This is a genomic window from uncultured Draconibacterium sp. (assembly GCF_913060805.1).
GTDB lineage: Bacteria > Bacteroidota > Bacteroidia > Bacteroidales > Prolixibacteraceae > Draconibacterium.
In genome coordinates this window covers 127,133-141,376 of the sequence record NZ_CAJXTC010000004.1, presented here as the reverse complement: position 1 = coordinate 141,376, position 14,244 = coordinate 127,133, and the positions used below count along the sequence as shown (strand labels likewise).

Annotated in this window: 11 protein-coding genes; 6 read left to right on the top strand and 5 right to left on the bottom strand. The window is 40.6% G+C overall.

Features of this window, described 5'->3' with window-relative positions; translation table 11 throughout:
• Positions 1–9: 9 nt before the first annotated feature.
• The 5 genes from QZ576_RS03935 to QZ576_RS03915 all read right to left on the bottom strand — a co-directional run bounded on the left by QZ576_RS03935 (position 10) and on the right by QZ576_RS03915 (position 5,799).
• Positions 10–1,416, bottom strand: coding sequence for a Gfo/Idh/MocA family oxidoreductase (locus tag QZ576_RS03935; protein ID WP_297094278.1), 1,407 nt, complete (start codon positions 1,414–1,416; stop codon positions 10–12).
• A 118-nt stretch (positions 1,417–1,534) separates the two neighbouring features.
• Positions 1,535–1,963 (bottom strand): nucleoside 2-deoxyribosyltransferase, encoded by a 429-nt coding sequence (locus tag QZ576_RS03930; RefSeq protein WP_297094275.1) that lies wholly within the window; start codon positions 1,961–1,963, stop codon positions 1,535–1,537.
• 10 nt (positions 1,964–1,973) lie between these two features.
• Positions 1,974–2,927 (bottom strand): mechanosensitive ion channel domain-containing protein, encoded by a 954-nt coding sequence (locus QZ576_RS03925; RefSeq protein ID WP_297094273.1) that lies wholly within the window; start codon positions 2,925–2,927, stop codon positions 1,974–1,976.
• Between the two features lie 23 nt (positions 2,928–2,950).
• Positions 2,951–3,796 (bottom strand): mechanosensitive ion channel domain-containing protein, encoded by an 846-nt coding sequence (locus tag QZ576_RS03920; RefSeq protein ID WP_297094271.1) that lies wholly within the window; start codon positions 3,794–3,796, stop codon positions 2,951–2,953.
• Positions 3,797–4,131: 335 nt separating this feature from the next.
• Positions 4,132–5,799 (bottom strand): S41 family peptidase, encoded by a 1,668-nt coding sequence (locus QZ576_RS03915; RefSeq protein WP_297094269.1) that lies wholly within the window; start codon positions 5,797–5,799, stop codon positions 4,132–4,134.
• Positions 5,800–6,454: 655 nt separating this feature from the next.
• Between QZ576_RS03915 and QZ576_RS03910 the strand changes: the two genes are divergently transcribed.
• From QZ576_RS03910 to QZ576_RS03885, 6 genes are all read left to right on the top strand, one after another.
• A complete protein-coding gene (locus QZ576_RS03910) occupies positions 6,455–7,168 on the top strand; it encodes a head GIN domain-containing protein (protein WP_297094267.1) in 714 nt (237 codons plus the stop codon).
• A 73-nt stretch (positions 7,169–7,241) separates the two neighbouring features.
• A complete protein-coding gene (locus QZ576_RS03905; RefSeq protein ID WP_297094265.1) occupies positions 7,242–7,958 on the top strand; it encodes a head GIN domain-containing protein in 717 nt (238 codons plus the stop codon).
• A gap of 103 nt (positions 7,959–8,061) precedes the next feature.
• Positions 8,062–9,438: a DUF5723 family protein gene (locus QZ576_RS03900; protein WP_297094263.1), complete on the top strand. Its 1,377-nt coding sequence runs from the start codon at positions 8,062–8,064 to the stop codon at positions 9,436–9,438.
• Positions 9,439–9,446: 8 nt separating this feature from the next.
• Complete coding sequence (locus QZ576_RS03895) at positions 9,447–9,725, top strand: DUF4834 family protein (RefSeq protein ID WP_297094261.1); 279 nt, start codon at positions 9,447–9,449, stop codon at positions 9,723–9,725.
• A gap of 294 nt (positions 9,726–10,019) precedes the next feature.
• Positions 10,020–11,555: a glycine--tRNA ligase gene (locus QZ576_RS03890; protein WP_297094260.1), complete on the top strand. Its 1,536-nt coding sequence runs from the start codon at positions 10,020–10,022 to the stop codon at positions 11,553–11,555.
• Between the two features lie 102 nt (positions 11,556–11,657).
• A complete protein-coding gene (locus QZ576_RS03885; protein ID WP_297094258.1) occupies positions 11,658–14,240 on the top strand; it encodes a hypothetical protein in 2,583 nt (860 codons plus the stop codon).
• Positions 14,241–14,244: the final 4 nt, after the last annotated feature.

Sequence of the window (14,244 nt, the reverse complement as noted above, 5' to 3'; positions counted from 1 at the left end):
TTGGTTGATTTATAGTTTATAAGAACCACGATACTTATAATTGTACAAACGGTGGTTCCATGCTTCTTCATCAGTTCCGAAGCTGTGGGTTGCAGGATCCCATTTCACCGAACGTTGCAATTCAGTAGCCATGTTACCTAAACAACAAGTGATAGCTGTACTTGCACCTACTTCAACCGGAGCAATTGGTTTTTGTCTTGAACGTACACAGTTAATGAAATCTTCCATATGAGGAGAACTGATCTCGAAGCTACCGCGACCTTCTGCCTGGGCTTTCTGCATTTCTTCGAACATTTTTCTACGCTCTTCCGGAGTAAGATTTTGTGGACGTCTACCTCTCAATTCATCAGGAATTAAATCTGATTTTGAACAAGCCAGGTATCCGCGAGCTACTTCAATCCAACCGTCGTCGCCGATGAATTTAATACCTTGTGCGGCAGGCATATCTTCCAGGTAAGGTTGCTCTGTCATAACAACACCGTTCAGGTATTTAAATGTCATGTAGTCTGCACCATCAACTCCTTTAGGAATAATTTCTGCAGGACCCGAACCGTCCATACCAATAGCAGCTTGTGCAATATCGAACATGTGCGCACCCCAGTCGGCAGTAAATCCGTTACCGGTTTCGCGGTACCAACGCCATGCCCCCCATAGTTTTTCTTTTTCCGCAGGATCAAGAGAAATAGGAGGACAAAGATCTGAGTGGTAATGAATTTTAGGATCATTTAATGGTCCCATCCAAAGGTTAAAGTTCAGGTTAGCAGGAACTTTCATCTCTGGTAAATCAAGCGGTGCTGGCGGATCGCCTACTTTAGCGTAAACTTTATCGATATGACCGATAGCGCCACTCTGAACCAATGCAATTGCTTTTTGGAATTCAGCACTTGAACGCTGCTGGCTACCTACCTGTACAACACGTTTTGTATCTTTTGCCACGCGAACCATTTTTTCGGCTTCGGTAATGGTAAAAGAAAGTGGTTTTTGAACGTATACGTCTTTACCAGCCTGGCAAGCATGAATTGTCATTAAAGCGTGCCAATGGTCTGGAGAACAAACTTCTACTGCATCGATATCTTTGCGCTCAAGCAGTTCTTCGTATTGTTCGTACTTATCAACGCGTGGTGACAGACCCAATGATTGTTGCCACTCTTCAACAGTTCGTTTAAAACGCTCTGTTTTCATACTGTCAACATCGCAACCTGCAACAACTTCTACTCCGGGAACTGCCGAGAAACTGCGGAAGTCATTCATACCTTGCTGACCAAGGCCGATGAAACCCATTGTAACTCTGTCGCTTGGAGCGATTTTAACGCCGTTGATTGTCCAACTTGGAAGGATGGTCAAACTGGATAAGCCCAGTGCTGAAAGACCCAAGAATTTCCTTCGATTTAATTGATTTGATTTGTTCGAATCCATAGGTTTAGATTTTTATTAGTGATCAAATGTTTTTCGAAATTCGACACAAGATAAACTAATTTGTCAAAAAGACGCAATGAAAATTTAAAAAATCTAAGCCCACTTAATTAAGCTTGAGTTATTTAGAAGCGTTAAAAGAAATCAGATATTGTTGCAGCGGTTTTTTAAGTTCCTCAAAATCTGAATAATGAATCATTTTGATGTCTTTGCAGCCTCCAATCATCGCCGACAGGTTAGAATTAGCACCTTCGCGAAAAAGACACAACACCGGTTTACCCATTTCCACTGCGCGGCCAATTTCGTAGCCAACTCCCATCGATACAGCAGTTACTTCGGCCACAATTACATCGGAGTTTTGCAGCCATTCCAAATCTCTATCGTGAATAAACCGGTCGTTCGGGCCGTCGTCGCCGGCACTTGTTAATGCCGGATCGCCAACATGTTCGGTAAGTACTTCGCCAAACGATTTCAGGTACTGAATGATTTGTTCGTACAGGGCAGCATCTTGTCTTCCGCCACGTATTGAACCTGCAAAATAGATTTTCATTGGTAGTTTATCAGGCTTTTGTTTGGTTTAGTAAATCGGTGTTCGGCTTTTGTTCTCCCTGCTGAAAAACAACACGTGTACGCGGTAAACTTTCAGGATAATTCTTCTGGATAAACTCAATCATTTTCTCCCGGATAAAAACGCGTAAATCCCATGCTGTTGGCGAATCTTTGGCACTCACCAATGCACGTATTTCAACGCCATATTCTTTGGCATCGGTAACCTGAAGTACGTTTACCCGTTTGTCCCACAACGGAGTGCTGTCGAGCAGGCGGGTCAACTCTTCGCGCAAAGCATCAAACGACACATGATAATCGGTATATAAAAACACGGTTCCCAAAATCTCGGCCGAGTTTCGTGTCCAGTTCTGAAATGGTTTTTCGAAAAAATAGGTAGATGGAACCACCAAACGGCGCTGATCCCAGATTTTTACCACCACATAAGTCAGCGTAATTTCTTCAATCCTACCCCACTCATTTTCAATAATCACTACATCGTCGATACGGATGGGCTGCGTAATGGCAATTTGCAAACCGGCCAACACCGTTGCAATAAGTTTTTGTGCAGCAAAACCAATAATAATACCGGCAACTCCTGCCGACGCAAAAAGGCTGATTCCCAGCTGCCTCACATCTTCGAACAACATTAAGGATGAGCCTATTGCAATTAAAACGATCAGGAAATAAATGATGCTTTCCATGATATTGAACTGCGTAAGAAACTTGCGCTGGCGTAAATTATCTTCTTTTGATGTATCGAATTTTGAAAGGATAACTTTTTTAAAGGCACGCAAAATGGCCATTAAACCCCAGGCAATACTTACGATGAGTAGAATGGAGCCGGTTTTTTTGAAAAAGTTATAATAATCGGGTGAAACCAATTCGTGATCTTCGATAAAAATCAGAAAGAACACCGCTATTAGCAGCAATAAAAACGGGAAAATAAATTTTATAATTCTCTTCATATAAACAGAGTTTTAATGCAAAATTATTTCGGTTGTTCAACGGTACTTTTAATGTGTATATCGCGCTGAGGGAAAGGAATTTGCACGCCATTTTTCCGGAATTCATCATCGATAGCGTAGCGTATTTCGCTTTTTGTGTTCTCTACCCAAAACGACTCGCGTACCCAAAAGAACACCTGGAATTCGAGTGCCGAATCGCCAAAATTATTGAACCGTACAAAGGGTTTTGGCGACAGTGAAACATTGTTGTTTTTTGCAGCGCAATCAAGCAGAATCTGTGTTACCAGCTTTGTGTCGGATCCGTAAGCCACACCCACATCAACCGAAAAACGGGTGTTGTAATCCATGTGGCTCCAGTTGATTATTTTGTCGTTTACAAAATTCGAATTGGGCACGACCAAAATAATGTCGTCGCGGGTTTTTAAGCGCGAGGTGCGCAGCCCAATATGAATCACGCGCCCCACCGTTCCGTCTTGCAGCTGGATTACATCGTTGATCTGCAGATTTCGTTCAACCAGCAAAACAATCCCCGACGCGATATCGCTAAACAACTGCTGGATACCAAATCCAACACCCACCAACAGTGCCGTAATACTGGCCAGCAAAACCGAAACTTTCAGCCCCGACGATTCTAACAGAAAAACGATGATAATTACCCAAACTACATATCGCAATATCAGGTAAATCGACCAATAGGAGCGCCGCTCGGTTTCCTGCTTATTAATAAAACGTTTGAAAAACCGGCGGATTATTTTTAGCGTAATTAAGGTGATCAGAACGACAACAAGAATTAAAAAGATGTTGTAAACGGTAATCGTAAAATCTCCTTTGTTGTATAATTCAATATTTAAAATCTCTTTAAACGTCATAACTCTTTATCAAATAATTGGAGTTAGAAATGTACTAAAATCTGATAGATATGAAAAGTTTTCGGGGCGATATTGATTTAGTGTCTAGTCAAGCCTGCTCTAACAGCCCAAGTTTCGTTCTTTCGATTTTAGTCCGCGTTAAAAAATCGTTTACAGAACACTGCTATGCGCAGATTTTTTGTCTTGTCTAAAACCAAAATAACTTCAACTTAACCGTCATCTCAGGCGTGACAAGACACTAGCTTTATTATTCCAACAAGAAACGGGAAGTATGGTTGAAAAAAAAGGAGGTCTTTTTGAAAAGACCTCCTTTTTGGGTGGGGCAAATTGTATTCTTAATTCATTCCAACTACCAGCCCGGGCTCGAAATAAGCGGCATAAGCTGTTTCAGAATGAAGTGCTTCTATTGTTTTTGCAATTCCTTTGTCGTCGTTAATCGATGCTCTTATCGATCCTTTTTGGTAATAAAAGCGTGATACGATCTCGCTTTCCAGCAACTCGCTGATTTCGGGTCTGAATACCGACAAGTCTTTATCCAGATCCGGCTCTATTTTAGCTGCCAGTGCATCAAACTCTTCTTTTGCCAGATCGTAATATTTTTCCTGTTTTGCGGTCTCCAGCAATTCTTTCAAATCGTCTTGCGATGCCGATTCGTATTTAAAATCGCTTTGCTCAACAAAATCGGCAAACTGGTTGTAAATATCGTCGGTAATCGAGAATGCTTCCGGCTCGGGAATACTCTCGTTCTCGTTCGAGTATTTTGTGGCAAAATCGAAAACCTTAAAACGAGTAACCAGCTCGATACTTAAACTGCTGAGTTTGTCGCCTTCAATTTTTACATCGGGAACAACGCCACCGCCGTCGTAAACTTTGCGGCCTTTTTTCGTTGTAAATTCTGTAATCAGCGAATCAGGAACGTGACCAACGCTACCGTCTTCGTTGCGGTGCGAATAATCCAGCGCCTGAATACAACGACCACTTGGAATGTAATATTTAGCAGTAGTAACTTTCAGTTTGGTATTGTAGCTCAAATCGCGGGTGGTTTGCACCAATCCTTTTCCGAATGTGCGCGTTCCAACAATAATTCCACGGTCGAGATCCTGAATAGCACCTGAAACAATTTCGGATGCCGAAGCCGATCCGCTGTTAACAAGCACGGCAATTTTCATTGTGGTATCCAAAGGTTCAGCAGTTGCTTTATACACTTTGTCCCACTGTTTTACTTTACCGCGGGTACTTACAATTTCTTCGCCTTTCGGTACAAAGAAGTTTACAATTTTAACGGCTTCAACCAACAATCCGCCCGGGTTACCGCGCAGGTCGAGAATTAATCCGTCAGGGTTATTTTGTTTCAGCTCGAGGAAAGCCTTTTTCACATCGTTGCTACAATTAGCAGTGAAGCTCGACAAACGAATGTAGGCTGTATTCTGGTCGACCATTCCGTAATAAGGAACGGCGTCGATACTGATTTTCTCGCGAACCACATCAACCGTAAAAGGCTTTTTAGCTCCGGGACGCTGTAACTTAATGGTAACGGGTTTGTTGGCCGGTCCTTTCAACAGCGAACTCACATCTTCGGTAGTCATTTCTTTGGTGTCTTTGCCCGAAACTTCGAGAATAATGTCGCCTGCTTTTATTCCAAATTTCTGTGCCGGAAATCCTTCATAAGGTTCAGCAATAACAATGTTGTCGTTTTGTTTGCTGATTAGCGCTCCGATACCTGCATACTCGCCGGTGGTCATAAAACGGAAATCTTCCATTTGGTCCTCCGAAATGTAATTCGTGTACGGATCGAGCGAGGATAACATTTTATCAATACTGGTCTTTACCAAATCATTCGGGTTCACTTCGTCAACATAAAACATGTTCAACTCGCGAAACAAAGTGTGGTAGATATCCAGGTTCTTTGCAATCTGAAAATTCTTCTCGTCGCGGGTAAAGCTGAAAAAGCTAATTCCAATTACCGCAACTATCGTTATTCCTATTAATATTCTTTTCTTCATAATTCTGTCTTTTCTGAATTCACTGTCTGCACAATTGCATCGAACTGCCAAAAGTAACAAATCTTGCCTGATATCAGTAACGCATAGCGGCAAACCATTACGTTAATTTATATTAAAACCAATCGTTTATGCTTTTGGTTTAACATTTTCGGCGCCGAAAAGTTAAAGGTCGTTAAAAAATAATGTGCGTTAAACCATTGCTGAACTGCGCCGTCAAAACACCTGAAAAATGGATGCAATTTCCACAGAACCAACAACCGTGATCATTTTAAACACGGTGCTTAACGGTTAATAGATAGATGTTTTGGAGCCGGCAATTTAGTTTGCCGGCTTTTTTTTGTCTATACATAGAACACGAAGGTTTTTTGAACCACAATAGAAACATAGAACACAACAGGTTGTTTCAGCACTTATGGTTTTGTTTACTATTGCTGATCTGTTAAATTGCTAAATTGTAAAACTGCTAAATTGTAAAACTGTTAGCTGCGATTGGAAACTGCAACCTTTCCTCTCACTTCTGAAATCTAAAATCGTTAATCATCATTCTAAATTCTTACGTGCTTACCGACAAAATACCCCGGTTTAACGAAATAATTACCCGTTTTCATCTTGTTTGCAATAATTTGCATAACAATTATAAACCAAACAAAAACAGATGAAACAATTTGTAGTATTCCTTTCAGGTATCATTTTATCACTTGTCGCTTCTTCGTGTTTATTGCAGTCAACCGTTAACGGAAATGGAGATGTTACAACCGAGGAACGCGATCTTGAAGATTTTAATGCGCTAAGTGTAAGCCGCGGAATGAATGTTTACGTTACTATGGGAGACGAGTATAAAGTAGTTGTTGAAGCCGACGAAAATCTCCACGAAAGCATTGTAACCGAATTGCAGGGCGAAGAACTGCGCATAAAAGCTATCGACAATATCCGCAAAGCAACCAGTAAAAAAGTGTTTGTAACACTTCCGCGCCTGGTATCGGCAAAATCATCGTCGGGCAGCAATGTTTTTTCAGAAAATACTTTGAATGTTGATGATATCGATCTTGCGGTTTCGTCGGGAGCTAATTTAAGTTTCACACTTAAAGCCGACAACGTGAATGCAAAATCGAGCTCCGGATCGAATATCTTTTTGGAAGGAAATGCCGCATCGATAAGTGCCAAAGCCAGTTCGGGCTCAAATATAAAAGCCGGCGATTTAAAAGCCAGCAGTGCCGAAGCAAAAGTTAGCAGCGGCGCCAACATTTGGGTAAGTACCAAAGACGAACTGCGCGCAAACGCCAGCAGCGGCGGAAACGTGTTCTACAACGGCAATCCTCCGGAAACCGAAATAAGCAAATCATCGGGCGGAAATGTGATAAAAAATTAAACGCAACTGTAACTTTCCATTTTTGGCCGCGTCTTTTCAACAGTCTCAATTCAAAAAACAAAAAATAAAGCACATGAAGACATTTACAAAAATTCTATTCTTATTTATGATCGCTTTTACTAGCCACGAAACAGTACTTGCCGGCAACAGCGACGAAACACAAACGCGCCATGTAAGTGGTTTTAATGCCATAAAAGTCTCAACCGGAATCGACCTGTACCTGACAATGGGCAACACCGAAGAAGTAGAAGTGGTTGCCGAAGACGATATTATTGATGATTTGATTACCGAAGTTGAAGGCGGAACACTTAAAATTTACATGAAACGACGCAACAACTGGTTTAACTGGGGAAGCGGCAACCAAACAAGAAAAGTTTATGTAACCGTAAAAGAACTGAAAGAACTTTCGGCATCGTCGGGTTCCGATGTGGAATCGACAAATACATTGGAAGGCGAATCGTTGGAAGTAAGCTGCAGCAGCGGTTCCGATTTAAAAATAGAGGTTTTCTACAAAAATCTGTCGGTTGGTACCAGCAGTGGCAGCGATGCAAAACTACGCGGCAAAGTAAAAACACTTCGTGTTGATGCCAGCAGTGGTTCGGATATAAAAGCCGGCGATCTTGAATCGGTAATTTGTTATGCCAACGCAAGCAGCGGTTCGGATATTACCGTTAGCGTTAGCAGCGAATTGTATGCAGATGCCAGCAGTGGCGCAGACATTAATTACCACGGAAATCCTGATATCAGAGACATCGACGAATCGAGCGGTGGCGATGTTAGCCAACGATAAAAAATTAAAATACAGATAAAGAAGGCGGTAGGTTCCGCCTTTTTTTGTGCGTGTAATCTTCCTAATTCAATAGAAACCATATTTTTGCGTTGTATTAACTGGAATGAAAAACTTACCCACAAAAATACGACTCATCGTAATTCTGTTTGCTGCAATTTGTTGGATGCCCGCAACAGCACAAAACGGAAATCCTGTGCAATTTTTGTCGGAGGTAAGTCAGTCGTCGCTGTCAAACCCAGCCTTTCATAATAAAACCGAGAAACTGGTGATCGGCCTGCCACTGTTATCGGGAGGAGCATTTAAATGGAATGCCAATTTTTCGCCCGATTATTTATTTTCAAAAAACTTTGACTACAGTTTTGGTCATTTTTATGGATCGTTGAATGAACCCGGCGATATTGCTACTGTGGCCACGCTGCCACTTCTCTATTTTAGTCTCAAAAAAGATAAGCGTACTATTGGTATATCCTTATCAGAGCGAATAGTGGTCTCGGGAAATTTCGATCAGGAAATCCTTAATTTCATCGATCAGGGACTTCTTCCTTATTACGGACAGGAAGAAGAATTTGGCCCCGTTTCGTTAAAAACACATTTATTCAGAGAACTGGCATTTTCGTACGCAAAGCAAGTTACAAAGAAATTAAGCTTAGGTGTTCGCGCAAAAGTGCTGTTTGGCCAGTATTTTTACGACATCGACAACCTAAAAATAACCATTCAAACTGACGAAGAAAGGCAACTCCTGCAGATTATGCCAAGCGGAACGTACCGAATTTCGGGTCCAATTAAGATTATACACAATCCGATAGAAGGGAAAACAAGCATTAAACCCAATCTAACTGCCGGCGATTATTTCTTTAAATTCAGAAATATGGGAGCTGGTATCGATTTGGGTTTTGAGTATGAGTTAAACAAACAAACTACCATTGCATTTGCTATTGCCGATCTGGGATTTACGACACTAAAATCCCGGGTTTCTGATAATACTTTGTCCGGAACGATCGATTATACTGAAAGAAACCTTTACCAGTCTTCGAATTCGGATGCACCATACTATTTAGAACCCAGAGACGCTTTATTGGCATTGTCAGATTCATTGCCTTATATTACATCAGCAAAAACTGTTACCCAACGCCAGTACGAACTGCTGCCGGTAAAATTAAACCTGATGGCAACCCATCAGCTAAACGAAAGGATGAAGCTGAATTTTTCCGACAACCTGACCTACTACGACGGAGAAGCAAATAATTATTTATCGGCCTATTTCAATATATTTCTAGGAACCCGTTTCGAGCTAAGCAGTGGATTAAACCTGTATAATTTAGAGCAAGTTTTACCCGGTTTTGCATGCAGTTACACCGCCCGAGGGGTACAACTTTACCTGGCAACCAATAATATTGCCAAGCTGGTGCAACCATCTAAAGCAAAAAATTTAAATTTGCGCTTTGGTGTAAACTTATTATTTTCCACGCAGCCAAAATAGTTTTTGATATGACTTTATTTATTACACTATATTTCGGTCCTGGCCTCTTCCGAACAATCTTAATAATTGCAATTATCTATTTTGGGATTAGATTTCTCAAACGTTATCTTTTCCCGAAACTCATTGATAAAGGCATAAAAAATATGCAGCAAAAAATGCGCGAACAACAACAACAGCAGCAACCAAAACGCCCCGAAGGCGAAGTTACTGTTGAAAATCAGCGCTCAAACCGGAGGAACAACGGCCAGGACAATGGCGAATATGTTGATTTTGAAGAAGTAGATTAAAACAAGGCAAAAGGAAAAAGTGGAAAGGCAAAATGTCAAAAGTTTCTGTCATCTCAACGAGGAACGAGGAGAGATCTTCTACATATTATAACTAATTGCCAACTATCAGTCTCAATTTCCAAAGCACCGTTTTCAGATTTACAATTCAGCCATCTCACAGTCTCAGTGCTCTCAGTCTTGCCTCAATCTCTTCTTATTAATCTTTAAGCACTAATCCTTAATCTTTAAGCACTCTCCCCTGTACTTTAGAATTTTATCCTATTTTTGCGGTCACAATTCAGAAATTATAGTTAGATGGCACAAGAAGATATTTTCAAGAAACTGGTAGCACACTGCAAAGAATACGGTTATGTATTTCAATCGAGCGAGATTTACGACGGGCTTGGAGCAGTTTACGATTACGGACAAATGGGTGTTGAACTGAAAAACAACATCAAAAAATACTGGTGGGACAGCATGGTTAAGTTGCACGAAAATGTGGTTGGTTTGGATTCAGCCATTTTTATGCACCCCACAATCTGGAAAGCATCGGGTCACGTTGATGCTTTTAACGATCCGTTAATCGACAACAAAGACTCGAAAAAACGCTACCGTGCCGACGTACTTATTGAAGACCAGCTGGCGAAGTACGAGGAGAAAATGAACAAGGAAGTTAAAAAGGCAGCCAAACGTTTTGGCGAATCTTTTGATGAAAAACAATTCCGCGAAACCAATCCTCGAGTACTAGCCAACCAGGAAAAATGGAATAACCTGCACACTCGTTTTTCAGATGCACTGAACGATAACGACCTTGCAGAATTAAAAAAGATAATTGAAGACGAAGGTATTGTTTGCCCGATTTCAGGCTCACGAAACTGGACTGATGTACGTCAGTTCAACCTGATGTTTTCAACCGAAATGGGATCGACAGCCGAAGGCGCTTCAAAAATTTTCCTTCGCCCCGAAACTGCACAAGGAATTTTTGTAAACTACCTGAACGTGCAAAAAACCGGACGTATGAAGATTCCGTTTGGTATTGCACAAATTGGTAAAGCTTTCCGTAACGAGATTGTGGCACGTCAGTTTATTTTCCGTATGCGCGAGTTCGAACAAATGGAAATGCAATTCTTTGTTCGCCCCGGCACCGAGCTCGACTGGTTCGAAAAATGGAAAACAACACGTATGAAATGGCACCGTGCACTTGGTTTTGGCGATGACAACTATCGTTTCCACGAGCACGAAAAGCTGGCTCATTACGCCAACGCCGCTGTTGACGTTGAATATAAATTCCCATTCGGCTTTAAAGAAGTGGAAGGTATTCACTCGCGTACCGATTTCGATTTATCGCAACACGAAGAATATTCAGGTAAAAAAATTCGCTATTACGATCCGGAACTGGGCGAATCATACGTGCCTTTTGTTGTTGAAACATCGATTGGTGTCGACCGCATGTTCCTTCAGGTAGTTTCTGCAAGTTATTGTGAAGATCAACTGGAAAAAGATACTCGTGTGGTACTAAAATTACCTCCGGTACTGGCTCCTGTTAAGCTAGCCGTTATGCCGCTGGTGAAAAAAGACGGTCTGCCGGAAAAAGCCCGCGAAATTATCGACGACCTGAAATTTGATTTCAACTGTCAGTACGACGAAAAAGATTCGATCGGTAAACGTTACCGCCGTCAGGATGCCATTGGTACTCCGTTCTGCGTAACTGTCGATCATCAAACTAACGAAGATAACACTGTTACCATCCGCTACCGCGACACCATGCAACAGGAACGTGTTGCCATTGCCGATTTGGGTAAAATTATTGGCGAAGCGGTGAGTTATAAAGGGTTGTTTGGGAGGTTGTAAGAACATTCGGTCAATACTATAATCCCAAATTATAATATGTGATAAAATTTGTGCAATTTTATCACATATTTTTTATCATAACGAACCAAAATTCCGAATATAATGGATATTAAATCAATTCTGAGAAACCTAACACCACATATTATTGCCATACTAGCCATAATGATTGTTTCTTCGGTTTATTTTTCGCCGGCATTCGAAGGTAAATCATTACGTCAAGACGATATTGTTAAAAGCCGCGGTGGTGTCAGGGACAAAATTGAATACCAAAAATACGAAGGTAAAAGTATTTTATGGACAAATGCGAAGTTTTCGGGTATGCCAGATTTTATTGGTGCCGCATATAAGAGCTCTAATAAACTTAAAAAAATGTTTAGTGTTCCCCAAAGACTTGGCTTTCCATCAGAAGTTACATTTCTTATCTGGTATATGCTGGGATTTTATATTATGCTGATTGCATTTCGTGTAAATCCATGGCTCGCACTAGCAGGAGCACTCGCATTTGGATTAACATCCTACAATTTAATTATAATTAATGCTGGTCACTTTAAAAAAGTAAGGACCATTGCTTTTATCGCACCTGTTTTAGCAGGTGTTCTGCTAACTTACCAAAAGAAATACCTTCTTGGTTTTGTGTTGACTGCTTTTTTTCTGGCCCATCAAATTGCGCACGATCATATACAAATGAGCTATTATTTCCTTTTAGGACTTGTTTGTGTTGCTCTGGTTGAGTTATATCATCACCTGAAGGAGAAAAGATTTATCGATTTTGCCAAAGCATCCGGATTGCTTATTGTGGCTGCATTAGTTGCCATTGGTCCGAACTACTCGAAACTTTCCAATCTCTATAGATATAACAAACAATCTATACGAGGGAAGAGTGAATTAACCGTTGGGAAAGAACACATTCGGACTGAGTCGGGATTGGATCGAGACTACATCAATGCATGGAGCAGTGGTCGCACAGAAAGTATGATGTTATTTGCTCCAAACGTGAAGGGAGGAGCAGCCGCATATGTAAAACAAAATCGTGATTTATTAAAGAATGTCGATCCTCGCCTAAAGGAAACTATTGGAAATATGAATCAATATTGGGGGGATCAGGGAAGCAGCGGAGGCCCAAATACTGCAGGAGCCGTGATCGTGTTCCTGTTCATCGTTGGACTTTTCGTAATAAAGGGTCCATTGAAACAGGGTATTTTAATTTCTGTTATACTTTTTATATTCCTTTCATGGGGGAAATATTTTTCGGTTTTTACGGATCTGTTTATTGACTATGTCCCTCTTTACAACAAATTCCGTACTCCGGTTTCAATTCTTGCAGTTGCGGTAATCTTTATTACATTTTTTGCCTTTTGGTCACTGTCTGAGATCATAAAAAAGCCTGAATTACTCAATCTTGATTCAAAAATAAAAATCGGGAAAAAGGCGCTTCCACTTTATATGGCTGCAGGATTAGGTTTTATCGCTTTCTTATTGCTGAATATCCTTTTCCCAAACCTATTCAATCGTTATATTAATGATGCAGAAATAGCAATGTTCGATAATTATCGGGCACAAGCCGGTGCAGGACAAATAGACCCTATAATAAATGCACTTAAAAACCTCAGAATTTCTGTTTTCAGAACAGAATTTTTAAGAACTACATTTTTTGCAGCCGCCTCCTTGAGCACATTATACCTGTTTAAAATAAAGAAAATTAAAACTCCGATTTTGATTGCAATAATTGGTATTCTTGCCCTTATTGATGTATGGACAATCGGCCAACGCTATGTTAATAAAGATGATTTTACCCGCCAAAATCTAATAGAACAAGAATACAAACTCTCAGATATAGACAAACAAATTTTTGCACAAGAAATCAGAGAAAATCCGGGATTGGATCAAAAAATAAATGAAGCTTATCAGAAATTCCAACCCAAGACGGACTATGAAAAGGAAGATATTCAAAAATATGTAATTCAGAAAAATACATTCTACAGAGTTTATGACTTAACAACTTCATCTTTTCAGGATAATAAGGCATCCGGGTCGCACCGCTCAATTGGAGGGTATAGTCCGGCCAAGCTTCGACGTTACCAGGATTTAATTGAACGTCATATTTCCAGCGGGAACATGCAAGTACTGAACATGCTAAACACAAAATATTTTATCACACAAAATGGATTACAGGTGAATCCTAGCGTGCTGGGACCAGCCTGGTTTGTTGATTCTGTTATATGGGCAAAAAATGCTGATGAAGAAATTGCAGCCTTAAACAACTTTGATGCAGCGAAGCAAGTTGTGTTGAACGAAAAAGAGAAACCGAACGTCTTAAATTTTAGTGATCCATCTGAAGAAGACGTTATACAATTAACATCCATTGATGCCGATTATGTTTCATATAAAACCAATGCTTTAGGGAAACGCCTGGCTGTTTTCTCTGAGGTGTATTATCCTGACTGGACGGTTTTAATAGATGGAGAACCGACTACCTATATGGAAGGCAACTACACTTTAAGGTCAATGGTTATACCAGAAGGGGAGCATAAAATAGAGTTTATTTTTAATCCACCTTACTATTCAAAGGCAAACTCTTTGTCAATGATTTTTTATTATCTAATTATTGGGCTGATTCTATTACTGGTCGGCTACTCTGTCTATTCGGAATTAATAAAAAATAAAAAGGTACCGAAACAAGCATAATACA

What these genes read in the sequence shown, in the direction of transcription:
- QZ576_RS03910 (WP_297094267.1), top strand. Translation starts at nt 6,455, where the DNA reads ATGAAACAATTTGTAGTATTCCTTTCAGGTATCATTTTATCACTTGTC.
- QZ576_RS03935 (WP_297094278.1), bottom strand. Translation starts at nt 1,416, where the DNA reads ATGGATTCGAACAAATCAAATCAATTAAATCGAAGGAAATTCTTGGGT.
- QZ576_RS03895 (WP_297094261.1), top strand. Translation starts at nt 9,447, where the DNA reads ATGACTTTATTTATTACACTATATTTCGGTCCTGGCCTCTTCCGAACA.
- QZ576_RS03925 (WP_297094273.1), bottom strand. Translation starts at nt 2,927, where the DNA reads ATGAAGAGAATTATAAAATTTATTTTCCCGTTTTTATTGCTGCTAATA.
- QZ576_RS03905 (WP_297094265.1), top strand. Translation starts at nt 7,242, where the DNA reads ATGAAGACATTTACAAAAATTCTATTCTTATTTATGATCGCTTTTACT.
- QZ576_RS03890 (WP_297094260.1), top strand. Translation starts at nt 10,020, where the DNA reads ATGGCACAAGAAGATATTTTCAAGAAACTGGTAGCACACTGCAAAGAA.
- QZ576_RS03900 (WP_297094263.1), top strand. Translation starts at nt 8,062, where the DNA reads ATGAAAAACTTACCCACAAAAATACGACTCATCGTAATTCTGTTTGCT.
- QZ576_RS03885 (WP_297094258.1), top strand. Translation starts at nt 11,658, where the DNA reads ATGGATATTAAATCAATTCTGAGAAACCTAACACCACATATTATTGCC.
- QZ576_RS03920 (WP_297094271.1), bottom strand. Translation starts at nt 3,796, where the DNA reads ATGACGTTTAAAGAGATTTTAAATATTGAATTATACAACAAAGGAGAT.
- QZ576_RS03915 (WP_297094269.1), bottom strand. Translation starts at nt 5,799, where the DNA reads ATGAAGAAAAGAATATTAATAGGAATAACGATAGTTGCGGTAATTGGA.
- QZ576_RS03930 (WP_297094275.1), bottom strand. Translation starts at nt 1,963, where the DNA reads ATGAAAATCTATTTTGCAGGTTCAATACGTGGCGGAAGACAAGATGCT.